This window comes from Candidatus Limnocylindrales bacterium (assembly GCA_035571835.1).
GTDB lineage: Bacteria > Desulfobacterota > Binatia > UBA1149 > CAITLU01 > DATNBU01.
The window spans coordinates 38,484-55,208 of record DATNBU010000010.1; the positions used below are offsets into that span (position 1 = coordinate 38,484).

At 65.4% G+C, this 16,725-nt stretch carries 7 protein-coding genes; 4 read left to right on the forward strand and 3 right to left on the reverse strand.

The window, feature by feature from the left end; translation table 11 throughout:
• Window positions 1-113 precede the first annotated feature (113 nt).
• Window positions 114-2,033: a tetratricopeptide repeat protein gene (locus VN634_03715; GenBank protein HXC49965.1), complete on the forward strand. Its 1,920-nt coding sequence runs from the start codon at window positions 114-116 to the stop codon at window positions 2,031-2,033.
• A gap of 122 nt (window positions 2,034-2,155) precedes the next feature.
• Here the strand turns inward: VN634_03715 and VN634_03720 are convergent, their stop codons facing one another.
• A complete protein-coding gene (locus VN634_03720) occupies window positions 2,156-3,775 on the reverse strand; it encodes a hypothetical protein (GenBank protein ID HXC49966.1) in 1,620 nt (539 codons plus the stop codon).
• A 280-nt stretch (window positions 3,776-4,055) separates the two neighbouring features.
• Between VN634_03720 and VN634_03725 the strand changes: the two genes are divergently transcribed.
• Window positions 4,056-7,214: an AAA family ATPase gene (locus VN634_03725; protein ID HXC49967.1), complete on the forward strand. Its 3,159-nt coding sequence runs from the start codon at window positions 4,056-4,058 to the stop codon at window positions 7,212-7,214.
• Window positions 7,215-7,244: 30 nt separating this feature from the next.
• Here the strand turns inward: VN634_03725 and VN634_03730 are convergent, their stop codons facing one another.
• A complete protein-coding gene (locus tag VN634_03730; GenBank protein HXC49968.1) occupies window positions 7,245-10,598 on the reverse strand; it encodes a CARDB domain-containing protein in 3,354 nt (1,117 codons plus the stop codon).
• 243 nt (window positions 10,599-10,841) lie between these two features.
• Between VN634_03730 and VN634_03735 the strand changes: the two genes are divergently transcribed.
• The gene (locus VN634_03735) at window positions 10,842-12,245 is read left to right on the forward strand and encodes a hypothetical protein (protein HXC49969.1); all 1,404 of its coding nucleotides are present in this window, start codon (window positions 10,842-10,844) and stop codon (window positions 12,243-12,245) included.
• A 17-nt stretch (window positions 12,246-12,262) separates the two neighbouring features.
• Complete coding sequence (locus VN634_03740; GenBank protein ID HXC49970.1) at window positions 12,263-15,772, forward strand: cyclic nucleotide-binding domain-containing protein; 3,510 nt, start codon at window positions 12,263-12,265, stop codon at window positions 15,770-15,772.
• A 21-nt stretch (window positions 15,773-15,793) separates the two neighbouring features.
• Here VN634_03740 and VN634_03745 read toward each other — a convergent pair whose 3' ends face one another.
• Window positions 15,794-16,672: a hypothetical protein gene (locus tag VN634_03745; GenBank protein ID HXC49971.1), complete on the reverse strand. Its 879-nt coding sequence runs from the start codon at window positions 16,670-16,672 to the stop codon at window positions 15,794-15,796.
• Window positions 16,673-16,725: the final 53 nt, after the last annotated feature.

Sequence of the window (16,725 nt, forward strand, 5' to 3'; positions counted from 1 at the left end):
TACTGATCGGCCACTCCTCGTTGCAGACGATCGTTTCGAAGCCCGCGCGCGCGTGCTAATCGCCCCGGGTGGCGAAGGGTACCCGAGCCGAGCGGCGTCGCATTGCGCGGCCCGTGCCTGTCGCTGCATCCCCGAGGTCGGCTCCCGCACAGTCATCCGGGTCTCCGCCGCCACCTCCGCCGCCTGTCGGTCCGTCGCGCTTCGAGCTGCTGCTGACCGCGCGCTGGGTGCTTCCGGCCATTCTCGTCGTCGCCGCGATCTTTCGGCTGTGGCACGTGATGGCGCTCGCGAAGACGCCGTTTTTCGATCATCTCGGTCTCGATTGCCTCGTCTACGACGAGTGGGGCCAGCGCATCGCAGCCGGCGACTGGATGGGCAGCCGGATCTTCTACCAGGATCCTCTTTACCCGTACTTCCTCGGAGTGATCTACGCGATCTTCGGGCGTCACCTGATGCTCGTGTACCTGATCCAGGTCGGCTTCGGGGTTGCCACGTGCTGGCTTACGGCGCTCCTCGGAAAGCGTGTGTTTGGTGTCGCGGCCGGCAATCTTGCGGCGCTGATGGCGGCGGTGTTCGCACCGGCGATCTTCTACGAGGTGCAGATCGAGAAGACCTTCCTCAGCGTCTTCCTGGTTGCGGCGTTTCTCGTGCTGCTGTTCGGCCGTCGAATCGGGGTGCGCTTCGCTGCCGGTGCAGTGCTGGCGCTGGCCACGCTCACGCGTGCGAACCTGATCGTGTTCATCCCGCTGACGGCGCTGCTGCTGCTGTTCGAACGGCCGGATGACAGCGGCGAGCCCGAGCTATCCGGACAAGTCGAGGAGAATCCGACACGATTCGATTTGCTGCGCGTTCCGGAAGAGTGGGGTATGCGGCAGGCAGCGGCGTTCGTCGCAGGCTGCGCGCTGATCCTCGCGCCCGTCGCGCTGCGCAACCATCACGTCGAAGGCCAGTGGGTGCTGACGACCTCGCAGGCCGGACAGAACTTCTACATCGGCAACAATCCGCTCAACACGACCGGCAGCTATTTCGTGCCGCCGTCGATCCGCCCCGATCCTCGCTACGAGGAGACCGATTTCCGCGCGGAAGCCGAGAAGAAATCCGGACGCAAGCTCAAGCCATCGGAGGTTTCCGACTACTGGAGTCATCTCGCGTGGGAGCACATCCGCACGTCGCCGACGTTCGCGCAGATGATGTTTCTCAGGAAGTTCGTGCTGTTCTGGAACGACTACGAGGTTCCCGACAACCTCAACATGTATCTGCTCGAGCGCTGGTCGTGGGTGCTGCGGCTGCCGCTTCTCGGCATCGGCGTGATCGCGTCGTTCGCGCTGCTCGGCGCCGCCGCATCGTTCCGCCGCAATTCCCGCGTGCGGATTCTCGTCGGGTTCGTTGCGCTCTACTGCGCGACGGTGGTCGCGTTCTACGTATTCTCGCGCTACCGCATCCAGATCGTACCGGTGCTGATGGTGCTCGCCGCCTACGGCATCCTGTGGCTCGCCGATGCGGTGCGCGCGCAGCGATGGGACCAGGCGGGCGGCGGCACCGCGGCCGTCGTGATGGCAGGCCTTTTCTGTTTCCAGAGTTTCGAGTGGACCGACAAGGACAAGGCGATCGCGATCAGCCTGAACAACCTCGGCGCGCTCTACATGGAAATGGGCGATACGCCCAAGGCAATCTCGACGTACGAGGAAGCCGTCAAGCTCAGTCCCAAGGGCGTCATCGGCGCGATGCGAATCCTCGGCGACTACTACATGAAAACCGGCAATCTGGATCGCGCCGAAGATTTCATGCGCCAGGTCGTCACGTACAAGCCGGAAAGCCAGATGGGATGGAATGCGCTGGCGTCGCTCTACATGAAGCGGCAGGCGAACGGCGAGTCCGATCCGCTGCTCAGTGACAAGCTCGCGGCCGCGCTTCTTTCTGCCGGCCGCACAGCAGACGCGAGACGTGTAGTAGAAAACGCGCGCGCCTCCGGCACGCCGCCGAGCGCCGAGGTCGAGCGCAGGCTTTCGGCGGCGGAAGCCGGCAGGCGCTGAGATTAGACGCGACTCTTCGTTCGCGTCGCTGTTCGCTGCTTCGGTTCGATGCACGTGCTGGACGGAGCGCGACCCTGGGCAGAGATGCCGCTCGAGCCGCCGCTTGAAATCCCTCTCGTCCGCTACGGCGTCGTCGCGCGAAAGCGCGTGGCTGTATTGGTCGTCGCGACGGAGAACACGCTCGACCAGCACTTCGATGTCGCGTCGTTGAACATCTGGACCGTCACGCCCGAGTCCTGGTCGAAGAATTCGCCCGCGCTGAAGGCCGCCGGCATCGGAAGGTTCGGTCCCCTTGCATCCAGACGCATACTCGCGCGTCCGATGGCGCCCGATCCCAACTGCAGCTTGTGGACCCCGTCTTCGATTCCTGTGGAATCCTTGTAAGCCCAGCCGTCCGGATTTGCGTCGAGCCAGTGCTCGTTCGGATCGATCTCTACGTGACCGACGAGCGTCGAAACCCCGGCTGTCGAATCGTAGATGCAAAGCCGAAGGCTCGTATTGGTTGACGGATCACCGAGGTCTTGCTGGTCCACCCCGGCACCATCGGCCCATCTCCACACCAATCGGCGAGTCGCAGGCGATTCGTCCCGTATCCGTAGTGTCGCCTTGCGCCCCGCCGAGCACGTGGTGGCGGGCCGCGCCGGACAAGGGCTGACATAGGCATGGTACGCGTAGGTCGTGGGCAGGAGGAACACCGCGTGCCCTGCAATCTGGCCGGATTCGTTCATGGCCGAGGGACCGGCGTCGTAGTCGGCACCGTCAAGCGTACGGACCGCTGTCATGACGCCATCCGCGTACAGGAAAGTACTGGTGCCGGCATCGCCTTCCGTTGAAGCGATGCCTGAAGCGGTGCCCGCCACCTGGCCAGCATCATTGATCGAAACGGCCTGGCTCGAGCTTCCTCCGAGCGTCCCGAGATCTGTCATCACGCCGTTGCCGTAGAGAAACGCATGCGGGAAGAAAACAGTCCCTGTCGAACCGACGACCTGGCCGGAATCATTGATCGCATACGCACGACTGTGCGGGCCTCCGATCGTGCCGAGGTCTGTCATCACACCGTGGTCGTACAGAAAAGCGTGCGTGTCCCCGGTTGCAGTATCGGACCATCCAACGACCTGCCCGGCATCATTGATTGCACTCGCTTCGCTGCCGGCTCCGCCAAGTGTGCCAAGGTCGATCATCGATCCGTCGCTGTATAGAAACGCATGTCCCACGGCATTTCCGGCCAGGGAGGAATTGCCCGCGACCTGTCCGGCAGAGTTGATCTGGACGCCGCGGCTGTAGGTTCCGCCGAGTGTGCCGAGGTCGTTCATCACGCCGTTCGCGTAAATGAACGCGTGCTGCTCGGCGTCGCCGGTGGTATCGGAAGTTCCCGTGATCTGCCCCACGTCGTTGATTGCGGCAGGAGACGACGAGGTTCCGCCGAGCGTACCAAGATCGGTGGTCACACCGTTGTCGTAGAGAAAAGCATGGTGGAAGACACTGCCGGTGGACGTTGAAACCACGATCTGGCCGGCATCGTTGATATCCCAGGCCACGCTCGACGATCCTCCGAACGTACCGAGATCCGTCATCACACCGCCGCGATAGAGAAAGCCGTGATACGTCGCGTCTCCGCTCACGTACGAATAGCCCACCGCCTGGCCGGCGTTGTTGATCGCGGCAACGTGACTGGACGTCCCTCCGAGAGTACCCAGATCGACCACGGGCCCTGCCGCGGCACGCGTGGTCCCCGTTGCCATCAGCCCCACCACGACAGCTATCGCGTAACGAGATTGGATGACACCTCGCGTCACCGCTTCGGATCGAGAGGAATGGAAAGAGAGCAACGACTGGGTTTTCGTGGAGTTCATCACTTCCGTCTCTATCACCTCTTCCCGCGAGAGATCCTGATGGCTCGCTGATGAATCCGCGATGGATCCCACGGTCGGACGCAGAAGCAACCCGTTGCATCGCGGAGCAACGGACAGTACATCGCCACGACAACCGCCCGATCGGTTTGCGGTGCACAACGATCCCGTCATGAGCAGTCGCGAGCAGTCGATCTACCTTTTTTCCGATTTCGAGTTGCGCGCCGGCGAACGCATCCTGCTACGCCGGGGTCGTCACGTGGCCGTCGAGCCCAAGGTTCTCGAGGTCATGGTGCACCTGGCCGGGAACGCCGACCGCGTGGTCCCCAAGGCGGAGCTTCTTGACTCGCTGTGGCCCGGCGTCGCGGTCGTCGATGGCGTGGTGCATCGCTGCGTGTCGCGAGCGCGTCGCCTGCTCGGCGACGACGGCAACGGGCCGCGCATCATCGCGACGCGTGGGCGCGAGGGGTACCAGTTTGTCGCGAAAGTGTCGGCAATACGTCGTACGCTCGCCATCGAGCCGGAAAGCTCCGTGCCGTCCGCAGGCGCTGGCATACCCGCGCTCGTGCCTCGCGCAGATCTCATTGGCCGCACTGACGAGCTCCGCGTTCTGCATGCCATGCTCGCCGACCTCGAGGGCGCGCGCCGAGGTGGCGTCCTTTGCATTACCGGAAGTCCGGGCATGGGAAAATCCCGGCTGCTCGATACACTCGCCGATGACGCCGCGACGCACGGAGTGCGCGTGTTGCGGAGCGAGTGCCGGGAAGTTTCGGGCGCGCCAGCATTTCATCCGTGGATCCGGATTCTCGAAGACCTGGCGATGGGTTCCGACGCCGCCGTACTCCTCGACAAGCTGGGTAGCTCAGCCGCGGACCTCGGTGAGCTGGTGCCGGCTCTGGTTCATTCCCGCGCGTCGCACACCTCCAGGGCAAACCTCTCGCCGGACCTGCAGCGCAGCCGATTCCTCTCGACTGCCGAGCGGCTGTTGCGAATCGCTTCCGAGTCCAGGCCGACCGTCATCCTGATCGACGATCTTCACTGCGGCGATGATGCGACGCTCGCGTTCTGGCGGATTCTGACGCCTGCGTGCTCGCGAGTGCCGCTTCTGCTTGCGTGCAGCTATCGTGACGCGGAAGTACGCCGCCACGATACGCTGGCCACGATCGATGCCGAAGCATTCTCGAGCGAGATTGCAGTTCGCTGCCAGCTCGATGGTCTCGGCCCTTCCGATACGGAGGATCTCGTTGTTCCACTGCTGGAGCGAAGTCTGCCTCACCGGACGGCGCGGCGGATGGCACGAAGGATCCAGGAAAAGTCCGAGGGCAATCCGTTCTTCGCACTCGAGCTCGCACGGCACATGCTCGCGCTCGAGGCGAAGATCGGCGCCGAACAACTCGAAACGGCGCTCGATCGCAGCTCATCGTCGCTATCCAGCAGCATCCGTTCGGTCGTGGCGCTTCGCATGGATGCGATGCGCGCTTCGACCCGGCAGATCCTCGAAGCGGCGGCGACGATCGGGCGCGATTTCGACCTCGCTCGATTGCGCGCCGTCTGCGAGGGCGACGACGAGGCCGTCGACTCCGCGCTCGACGAAGCGGTAGCGGCCGAGGTTGTCGACAGCCGAAGCGATGCTCCGGGACAATTTCGCTTCCGTCACATCCTGTTCCGCGACGTTCTCTACAACATGAGCGCACCCGGCGTCAGACGTAAACGCCATTACCGCATTGCCACACATATCCTCGCTACCCATGGAGCGATGCTCGAGAACTACTACGAGGAGCTTGCGCATCACTTTCTGGAAGCCGCGCCCGACGGCTATGCCGACGAAGCCATTTCGTTTGCACTTCGCGCGGCCGCGCACGCCACGCAGCGGCTGGCTTTCGAGAACGCCGCACGCTCTTACGAGCGCGCGATCACCTCGCTGCGCCTCACGCGCGAGCCTTCGGACCGCCGGCTGTGCCAGTTCATGCTCGAGCTGGCAGAGTCGTGGAGCCGCGCGGGAAACGACCAGCGCGCGAGCACGGCGTTTGAAGAGGCGGCCATCGTCGCGCGCCGAATCGGCGACGGCGAGCTCTTCGCGCGCGCCGCGATCGGACTGGCCGTGCGCTTTGGCCAACCCGTCGACTTCGGTGTGCCTTCGCCTGCTACGCGCAACCTGCTCGAGGAGGCATTGATCGGGCTGTCGGAAAAGCCGGCCCCGACTCGCGCGCTGGTCCTGGCCTGCCTCGCGTTCTCCGCCTTCGCCGAATCCGCACATGCCCGGGCCGTAGAGCTGGCCACGAGGAGCGAAACCGAGGCACGTGCGAGCGGCGATCCGTTATCGACCTGCGTTGCGCTGGTCGCGCGCCACATGGTGTCGATGGAGCCCGGCAATCCAGCGCACGCCGCCGATATCGCCGACGAGCTGATCACGGTCGCCGAGAGCTCGGGCATGCAGGAGATGGTGCTCGTCGGACACACGTATCGCACGTTCCGTTACCTGGAGGACGGAACCGACTCGGCGAAACTGGACGCGACGGTTTCCGCACGCGCGCAACTGGCGGCGCACCTGCGACAACCCCAGGGACAATGGTGGAGTCGTGTCATCGCGGCGACGATGGCCATGATGCGCGGCGATTGGCGGCTCTGCGAGGAAGAAAGTCACGCCGCCCACGATCTCGCCCTGGGATCGCTCAACACGAACCAGGACCTAGCGTTTCGCACCCAGAAAGCCCAGGTGCTCATGCATCGCGGCGAAATCGGGGCGATGCTCGATCTCTCGCGCGAGACCGCGGAGCTCTACCCGCATCTTCACACCTCCTACGCTGCGCATTGCGTCGTTCTGGCCGCGGTCGGCGAGCGCAACGAAACCCGGGAATTTGCAAAAAGCTGGCACGGCAAAATCTTCTCCGAGTCGCTGCAGCCCTCAAACTGGCTGGTGGAAGCGGCGTGTCTGGTCGAGCTCGCGTCGATCCTGGACGATGCGGCGCTTGCCGAGCCGCTCTATCGTTTTCTGGAGCCTCATCGCGACCGCAACGTGATCGTCGGACAGGGAATCGCGTACAACGGAACGGTCGCTCGCCTGCTGGGACTCCTGGCCTGCGTACTCGGACGCTTCGATATCGCCGTCAACGAGTTCGGCGTCGCGCTCGCGCGCAGTAGCGACTTCCACGCGCTGCCGTGGATCGCCCGCACTCAGCTCAACTATGCACGGTGCCTTCGCAGGCGATGCCACGACGGCGACGAAGCCGAGGCCCGCCGGCTTCTGTCCGAAGCCCATGAAACCAGCCATCGAATCGGCGGCCTCGGCCTGCAGATGGAGATCCAGCTCGTCGAGAACGGCGCAATCTGAGGACTGCCAGGCGGCAGTCGTTTCCAGCGATCAGTGCCCCGGCGGCGGCCCGAGCAGATCGGCTTCGACAAACGCCTTGCGCGGCTTCCCGGTTCCGGTCGCCGCCGTACCCGGCACGAACAGCGGCTGCCAAACCTGGCCGCTTACCGTATCGGTAAACGGCAACCCGGCCGGCGCAAACTGCTGGCCTCCCCACGCCTTCGTGATCTCGGCGGACGCTGCCGACGGCAGCTCGCGCAGCGAGACATAGTTGCTTCCGACGCCGTCGAGCTGGAACAGCGTGTAGCCATCCACGCGCCGCGTGCCGGGCATGAGGCCTGTTGCGAGCACGGTCGTGTTCGCAATGCTGACCCATCCATAGCGCTTGTCGTCGCTGTATGGCGCGCCGTCTTCCGGCGTCTTCGGCCACGGCAGGTCGATCATGACGTAACCGGGTACGAGCTCGCCGTAGGAAACGTACTCCTGATCCTTGGCGAGATATGCCGCGGTTCCGCCCGTCACGCGGCCTCGCGATGCGACCGTGTCGGCGGTGATGCGGATGCGGTTTCGCGTCATGAAATCGCGCGGATCGAGATGCGTCTGCCGCAGCCCGTCGTCGCTTTCCGGAGTGCGGCCGATGAACGGATGGAACTTGCGGTAGTGTTCGATGCCGAGCTGCTGGCGCGTCACCGGATCGGCCAGATCCGCGAGCACGTCGAAGTGCAGCTGCACAGGATTGGTCACCGAGCCGCTGCTGCCGACCGTACCGATACGGTCCCCGGCAACGACACAGCCTGGAACCGCCGATACTTCGCCGAGATGCGCATACACGGTCGAGATGCCATCGCCGTGGCGCACGACAACGAAGTTCCCCCAGCCGGCGGCGCAGCTTCCGCTCGGAGGATTGACGACCGGATCGGCCGGCGATGGGCATGCTTTCTTGACGAGCACGACCTCGCCGTCGGCGGCGGCGTAGACCGGAAGCTGGTCGGCGGCGATCGGAAGCTGCGAGCGCAGGTCTGCACCCGAATGATAGCCGAGGTGGCCGCCGCTGAGCGGAACGGATCCGTAGCTCGCGTAGTCCTCGACGACGCGCACCTGTTCGATCGGCCATTCGAGCACCGGAGAAATTTCCGGATCGGTGCACGCGGGCTCCACGGTCAGGATCTTGCGGGCGATGTTGTTCGACGGAACACCGTCGCCGGAGACTCCGGTGGTATCGGCGATCGCCCAGACCACGTTCTCGCCGAGCGGACGGTTCTCGATCTGGACAGCGCAGCGCACGCTCGCGCTTTCGGTCGGCGCGAGCGCCGGAGTCGGACGCGCGCTGCAGAGCACTTCGTCGGCCGGGCTGACGTCGTTCGGATCCTGGTTGATCCGGAACGTCATCAGCGACGCCTTGGCTTTTTTGCTTCCGAGATTGTCGACGCGCGCGCGGATGACCACGCCCTGGCCGTTGCGGACCTTGCGCGGACGAACGACGAGACGGGTGATGGCAAGATCGGCCGCATCGGGAGCGAGAATCGTAAACGCGCGGCTCGCGCTGTCGTTGGTGCGGTTGATCTGCCCCGCGGTGTCGTCGACGTCCGCCGTGATCCACAGATATGCCGTGCCGGGTGCTTCGCTCGTCAGCGTCCAGGTGCAGCTGACCGGAATCGCCGAGCCCGCGACCAGTGCTTCGGTGGCGATCGCGTCACAGACGATCGGATCGGTTTCGAATGCGCCGTCGGCGTGCCTGCTGAGGCGGATGCGCGCGCTCGAAGCCGCCGCATTGCCGACACCCTGGTTGCGGATGATCGCGGTGATGGAAACCGCCCCTCCGGTTCCAGCTGAAGCAGGCGTTGCGACGATGCTGTCGATGACCAGGTCCGGCGCAGGCCCCGGCTCGACGTTGAGCGCGACCGAGCGCGTGTTGTTGTCGCGATTGGCTTCGCCCGTCAGCCCGGTCGCGTCGGCGACGGCCCACACGAAGCTCGGCCCGGCCGGAACGTCGGTCAGCGTCGGCTTGCAGTTAATGAGGATGCTCGAGCCCGACGACAGCGACGGGGTGTTGATCTGCTCGCAAAGGATGATGTCGCCTTCTTCGCCGACGCCGGCCGGATTCTGGTTGATCACGAAGCGTGTCTTCGAAGCGGGCGCGCCGGTCTTGCCGTCGTTCGCGATCCTTGCCGTCAATGTGACCATGCTGCCGCTGGCCGGGTTGCTCGGGCTGACCGTGACCGATTTGACGATCATGTCGGGCGTCGACTGCGGGTCGATGGTGAATTCGGCCGACAGCCTGTCGTTGGTGCGGTCGGACTGGCCGGCGAGATTCGTCGCGTCGGCCACGACCCAGATGTAGTTGACCCCCGCCGGCCGGCCGCTGAGCTCGGGCTTGCACGTGACGAGGGTGGTTTCCCCCGGGTCGAGAGACGGCGTGTCGATTGCTCCGCACAACGACGGATCGGTGCTCGACAGAATTTCCGGATCGATGCCGATGCGGACGCGCGTGACCGTCGCGGGCGCCTGGGCGGTTCCCTGGTTACGGATCACCGCAGAGATCGTGATCGATTTTCCGTTGGCTCCGATCGGCGGGTCGACCGTGACGCTGTCGACGACGAGATCGGTTGCTTCGCTGGAGACGGTAATCGACCCGCTCCTCCGGTCGTTGGTCGTATCGGACTGGCCGGCCGTCTTGTTCACGTCGGCGATGGCCCAGACGTAATTGGTGCCGGCCGGACGCGCGCTGAGCGTCAGCTCGCATCCGACTTCGACGCTCGCGCCGGCGGCGATCTGGGGTGTCAGGATGTTGCAGAGGATCGCATCGGTCGACAACACCGTGGCGGGATCCTGGTTGATGCGCACGCGCGTGGTCGAGCTCTGTGCGTTGGCAGTTCCCTGGTTCTTGATCGTCACGCCGATCGAAATCTCTTCGCCGTTGCGCAGCGACTTCGGCACGAGACTGAGGCTCGTGACGATGAGGTCCGGCGACTGGTTGCTGACGTCGAACGAGATGTGGCTGCGGTCGTTGGTGACGTTTTCCTGGCCCGCCGTCTTGTTCACGTCGGCAATGGCCCACAGGAAGCTCGTGCCCGACGGCCGTCCGCTGATCGTGGCCGAGCATCCGATCTGCGCGACCGACCCGGCCGCCAGGCTCGGCGTCGAGATATTGCACAGGATCGGGTCCGTCGACGTGACCGAAGAGGAGTCCTGGTTGATGCGTACGCGCGTGGTCGACGCGAGGGCGCTCGACGAGCCCTGATTCTTGATGTCCATCGTCAGGTGGACGACCGTGCCGTTGGCACCGCTCGACGGATCGACGGCAAGATTCTGGACCACCAGATCGGGGGCGGCCGTCGCTGGAGACGCGATCGCGACCGCAGCAAGCAGGAGGGCACCGCCAACGACGCGCAAGGAAGCGGACAACCGGCGGCTACGCCGCCCGAAGACCGCCAGGACGGCAGCGTAAGCCGCGGACTCATGTCTTTGTTTCATGGGGGCACGCGAAGTGTGCCAGAACCCGATCGGTCATAACAGTGACGATCGCGCGCCACTCGGCCCGCGAGCGAACACGGCCCGAATTGTCACAGCCGCCATAACCCGCAATAAGGGGGTCCATTTTACTGGCGATTTCGTGCTGGGAGCAGGTTCGCTCGAGGCTCTTTTTCCGTGACGACGAACACCCGACTGTCTCCGCTCGAACGCTTCCTTTCGACCTTCACCGATATCCGGCCGGGCGAGGGCATCACTGGCCTCGTGATGTTCGCGAACGTGTTCGTGATCCTGTGCGCGTACTATTTCGTCAAGCCGCTGCGCGACGCATGGATCGCGGTCTCGCACGTCGAGGGTCTTTCGGGCATGGAGCTCAAGGCGTACTCGAGCTTCCTGCAGAGCCTGCTGCTTGCCGGCATCGCGAGCGGGTTCGCGAGACTCTCGGGCCGTGTCGACAAGCGAAAGCTCGTCACCGGCAGCACGCTCGTCTGCATCTCCAACCTCGTCCTGTTCTGGATGGCGTATCCCGGCGTGATGATCGAGAACCTGCCGTTCGCGGGCGTGGTCTTCTATCTGTGGGTCGGAATGTTCGGCGTCTTCATCGTCGCGCAGTTCTGGACGATGGCGGCCGACATGTATGCGGGCGAGTCCGGCACGCGCCTGCTGCCGATGATCGCAATCGGCGCGACGGCGGGTGCGGCCTTCGGCTCGCTCGTGATCGGCCGGCTCGTCAGCAGCGGGGTGTTCAGCAGCGGCAGCTTCCTGCTGCTCGCCACGCTCCCGCTCGCGCTGTCCATTTGGCTGACGCACATGGCCGATGTGCGCGGCCCGGTCGGCACAGGTCCGCGCCCCGCGTCGGCGAGCACGAAGGCGACGCCGGCGGAAGTGAAGTCGCGCGGCAAGGGTGCGCTGTCGCTGATCTTCCGGACGCCGTACCTCGTCAGCGTCGCGGTCGTGATCCTGCTGTGCAACTGGGTCAACACCAACGGCGAAAACCTGATGTTCAGCGTGCTGCAGGACGCCCTCAGGGCGCAGGCCGCAGGCCAGGGCTTGACCGGCGACCAGCTGCAGAGCTTCATCGGCGACGGCACGACGATCTTCTACGGGAATTTCTTCATCTGGGTGAACGTGATCGCGCTCATCGCGCAGGCCTTCGTCGCATCGCGATTGCTGCGATACGGCGGCTTCGGTGCCATCATGATGCTGCTTCCGGTGGTCTCGACCGTGGCATACTCGACGATGGCGTTCCTGCCGATGCTCGGAATCGTTCGCATGTTCAAGACGGCCGAGAACTCGATCGACTATTCGATCAACAAGACCGCCCAGCAGGTGCTGTGGCTGCCGACGAGCTCGGAAACCAAATACCGGGCAAAGCCTGCCATCGATTCGCTGTTCGTGCGGATGGGTGACGGGTTCGCCGCGCTCACGGTCCTGCTGGGTGCGCGAATGCTCGACCTGTCGAACCGCTCGCTGTTCCTCGTCAACGTTGCGCTGGCCGTGACCTGGCTCGTCCTGTCCTTCGCGATTACCCGTACGTACGCGCGAATGGTGAAGGAGCACGAGCGCGAGGGGGCCTCCTGATCCCGATACGGCGGTTCGTGCAGCGGGCGCGCCGAGCGCTCGCCGTCGAGCCCGGCGAGACCGCGCTCGTCGCGTGGTCGGCGCTCACGCTGTTCCTGATCGAATGGGCTTCGGTCGCCGTCTCGAACGCGAGCGACACGATGTTCCTCAAGCGTGTCGGCGTCGATTACGTGCCGATCGTGTTCCTTGCCAATTCGCTGCTGCTCACGGCGACGACGCTTGCCGCCGGCAATCTCGCGGCGCGCTACGACCTGAAGCGCCTGCTGACAGGCACGTTCTGCGCGCTGTCGATCCTGCTGTTCGTGCTCTGGGGGCTCGTGCTCGCCGGAGTGCCGTCGATCCCGACCACGCTCGTCATCCTCTCCAAGCAGATCGACGTGATCGCGGCGCTGATGTTCTGGACGGTCGTGGCGGGCCTCATGACGAGCCGGCAGGGCAAGCGCCTGGTCGGCCTGATGACGGCCGGCGGCACGTTCGGAACGATCCTCGGAAGCTTCTCGTCCGGAATCTTCGGACGCCTGCTCGGCATTCCATCGCTGCTTGCGGTTGCCGGCGTCGCGTTCGCGTTCGCGACTCTCGCGTCGATCCCGCTCGGTGCGAGCGCGCAGCGCCGCCTCTATCGCCGCGGCGCGCCGCCGGCTCCCGACCAGGACCAGCGGCCGCACATCGTCGCGTTCTGGAAAGAAAGCTCGCTGTTTCGCGTGCTCGCGCTGACGTCGTTTCTGGCCGGCGTGCTCGGCCCGATGCTCTACTATTCGTTCTCGTGCGCGGCCGATCTCGCGACGCGCACGGCCGACGGCGAGCAGCGCCTTCTCAGCCTGTACGGTGCGCTGCGCGGCTGGATCAACGTGGGCGTTCTTGTCGTCCAGGTCGGCGGCAGCGCGATGCTGTTCCGACGCATCGGCGTGCCACTTGCCGCAACGGTCGCGCCGGCAGCGTACGTGTTCGGCCTTACCGGCCTCGGCGTCGCGTTCGGGCTGCCGACCGCGATGCCGGCGACGACCGGCACCGGCGTTCTCGACCACACGATTTACGAGCCGGCACAGCGGATCCTCAGTGCGCTGCTTCCGCTCAAGATCCGGGTAGCCGCGACCAGCGTCATCCAGGGGCCTGCCAAAAGAGCCGGAGCGGCGCTCGGAAGCCTGCTGGTTCTGGCGGTGATCGCGACCGTTCACGATCCGTCGTGGGTGGCCATCGTCGGGCTTCCGATTGCCGGCGGGTGGCTGCTGCTCGCGCTCAGCCTCTGGCAGAACTATTCGAACCTGCTGCTCGAGGCGGCGCGGGTACCGTCGTCGGATGCGAACGCGGAAGACGCACGCGCATCGCTGCTCGACACGTCGACGCTTCGCACCCTCGAACAGAACCTGGTCGGCAGCGACATCGCCCGCTGCCAGGCGGCGTGCGATCTTTTCGAAGACGCCCCGCCGGTGATCGCAATCGAAGCGTTGACGCGCGCGCTCTCGTCGGCACCGATGACGAATCATCCGATGCTGCTCGAGACGCTCGATCACGTGCTCGCCGATACGGCGGTGGATACGAGCGGCGGCGACGGCGACGGCTGGCCGGCGCTGCCCGGAGGCGCAGCCGTCGCGGCGGTGGCGCGCAACGTTGCGAACAACCTCGTGCGCGTGCTCGAGTCTTCCGATCACCTGATCCCGTCCGAACGCGCCAAGCTCCTGCATATTCTCGGACGCGCGTCGATCGGCCGCGCGGTGCCCGACACCGTACGCGAGGCGCTCGAACAGGCACGCACCGACCAGACGCCGCCGGTCGCGCTCGCCGCCGAGGTCGCGAACATGCGGGCCGGCCTCGTCGAATCGAATCCCGACCGCCTCGAGGAAATCGTCGGCGCGGCGCTCGAAGGCGACGATGCCGCCGCGCGAGCGATTGCGCTGGCCGAGCTGCGCTTCGAGCTGCTGCGCGGCGACGATCGCGAGTCGGTCTGGAACCGCCGTCTCAAGCTTCTGATGGATCACCTTGCGCGTGCGGCGGCATTGCCGGCATCACACGCGCCGGCAGGCAACGGCTCCAAAGAGACAACGTGCGCAGCGCGAGGCTGCGCGGAGGCGATCGACGCGCTCGCCGACGTGGCGCTCGGGCACCGTGAGGCGATCGCGCGCTGCGCACCGGTGGTGATCGCGCTGGCCGATGACGAGGACGTCGAGGTGCGACGCGCCGTGCTACGGTTCATCGGGAATTCCGGTCTTGCCGGACATGCGCGGCTGCTCGCCGAACGGTTGTCGTCGCGCAGCGCGGTAGAGTCGCAGGCCGCGCGCGAAGCCCTCGAGACGCTCGGTCCGGCGGCTGCCGATGCGCTGCTCTATGCGCTGCGCCACGGCAGCCGCAAGACGAGAGAGTACCTGCCGGCAATGCTTCGCGAGATCCGCGTCGACCGCGACGCGCTGAAGGCGGTCATCGACCGCGAGCTGCAGCGCAGTCACGAGCTGCTCATGCTGGTCGGCGTGCTCGAAGCTTCGGCCGTCTCCAAGCTCGTGCTGCAGCGGCTTCGCGAACGCGTTGACGAAAGCCTGCGCGTCGCTCTCGAGCTGGTCGCGACCACTCTCGAGGACGATCGCATCACGAATGTCTGCCGCTCCCTCGGACGCGCGTGGAACATGCGCGATCGCGCCGTGCTGCTCGAAGCGCTCGAAGCGCTCCTGCCGCCGGACGAGCGCAGCAGGCTGTTGCCGCTTCTCGAGGAACACGGCGCGCAGCGTCTCGCCGCTACCGCGGCCCACGCGCTCGGGCGACGTCTTCCGACGATGGAGGAAGCGATCGCGGCGGCTCTCGAGTCGCACGATCCGCTCACAACCGGGCTCATCGTCGCGACGGTCGATCATGAGCTGCTTGCGCGGGTGGCACCGTGGCTGGACCTCGATGCGGCGCTACGGGTATTTTCCGAACGACGGCCGCAACACGGGCCGGGCCGCGTCACAGTCGACGGCGCGACCGCCGGCTCGGCGGCCGAAGACGCCGGCACTGCAGGCGCCGGATCCGCGAGCGCCGGCACCGCGAGCGCGGGAACCGCGAGCGCCGGAATCGCGAGCGCGGGAACCGCGAGCGTCGGAGGAAAGGAGCGATTCATGCTGAGCCAGGTCGAAACCATGCTTCATCTGCGGGCGCTCGACCTGTTCGATGGGCTCACGACGCGCCAGCTTGCCGAGCTCGCCCGCGTCGCCCGCGAGATCAAGGTACCCGCCGGCAGCACGATCGTTGCCGAAGGCGAATTCGACGATCGCATGTACTTCATCGTCAGCGGCAACGTGCGCATCACGAAGGCCGGCCAGACCGTTGCCGAGCTCGGGGCGCGCGACTTCTTCGGCGAGATGGCGGTGTTCGACGGCGAAACCCGCTCGGCGACGGCAACCACCACAGAAGAAACCTGGCTGCTGCTGATCTCGCGCGACGACCTTTTCGAGGTCATGGAAGACCAGCCGGCGATTGCGATCGGGATCTGTCAGACGCTGGTGCGGCGCGTGCGCGCGATGCTCAACGAGCGCTCGGTAGCGTCGGCGACCTCGGTCTGAATACGCTGCGACCCGCTCGCGCTACTTCACCTTGATGCGACCCTTGTCGACGTCGGCAAGCAGCGTCTTCACCCGCTTCTCGAGCTTGTCGATCTCCTTGCGCGTCAGCCCGAACTGGATGTGACCATTCGGTTCGCGGACGCCCTTGGACGGCTGCAGGTCGGGGCCGGGCTGCACGACGTGGTAGACGCCGTCCTTGTCGAGCGCGACTTCGATGATCGTCTCGAGCTTGTCCATCCTGGCCCGGTCGATGGTGCGCAGCCGGTCGATGCTGCGGCGATTCAGATACGGCACGCGGATCTTGTTCCAGTTGGTCACGAAGAAATTCCACGGGAAGCCCTCGAACGCGATTCCGTTGTCGACGGCGAACACGCGAGGATCGGAGGGATCGGTCGACACCATCAGGTTGCCCTGGCGCCCGTCGCGATGGTCGACGAGGTACGTCAGCAGGTTGAAGTCGGCCATGTTGCGCGCGAACAGCGGGTCGGACTTGAAGCGCTCGGGGTTCCAGAACTTCAGCGGCGCATCGACGTCGGAAAGCCACACCGAGAGGATGCCGAGCACACACTTCGTGCCCTTGACGCTCGCCACCGGCGTCGGGGAGATCGCCTTGTACGCGTCGAGTGGAATGCAGTACGGGACCGCCGTCGGCACGACGTAGTCATTCTCGTCGAGGAACCACTTCTGGACTTCGTACGCGGCGAGCTCCTTGCGCGGCGAGTTGTTCCAGCCGTCGAGGCCTCCTGGCGGGACGGCTTTCCATTTGACCTTCACCTCGGCGCCGTCGGGAAACGCGATCTTCAGCTTGGACGCACCGGTGACGCCGCCGCCTGCGCTCTTGACCTCCTTGATCGTGAACTGTCCCGACTCGAGATGGTGCTCGATTTCCTTCGAGCCCATGGGCCAGTTGCGCGGGAGTCCTTCGGCGAACGCGCTGGAGACCGGCAGACCGG

Bases quoted from the DNA above. Each gene is read 5' to 3' on its own strand.
- VN634_03720 (HXC49966.1), bottom strand. From the start codon at position 3,775: ATGGCAACGGGGACCACGCGTGCCGCGGCAGGGCCCGTGGTCGATCTG.
- VN634_03725 (HXC49967.1), top strand. From the start codon at position 4,056: ATGAGCAGTCGCGAGCAGTCGATCTACCTTTTTTCCGATTTCGAGTTG.
- VN634_03745 (HXC49971.1), bottom strand. From the start codon at position 16,672: ATGGGCTCGAAGGAAATCGAGCACCATCTCGAGTCGGGACAGTTCACG.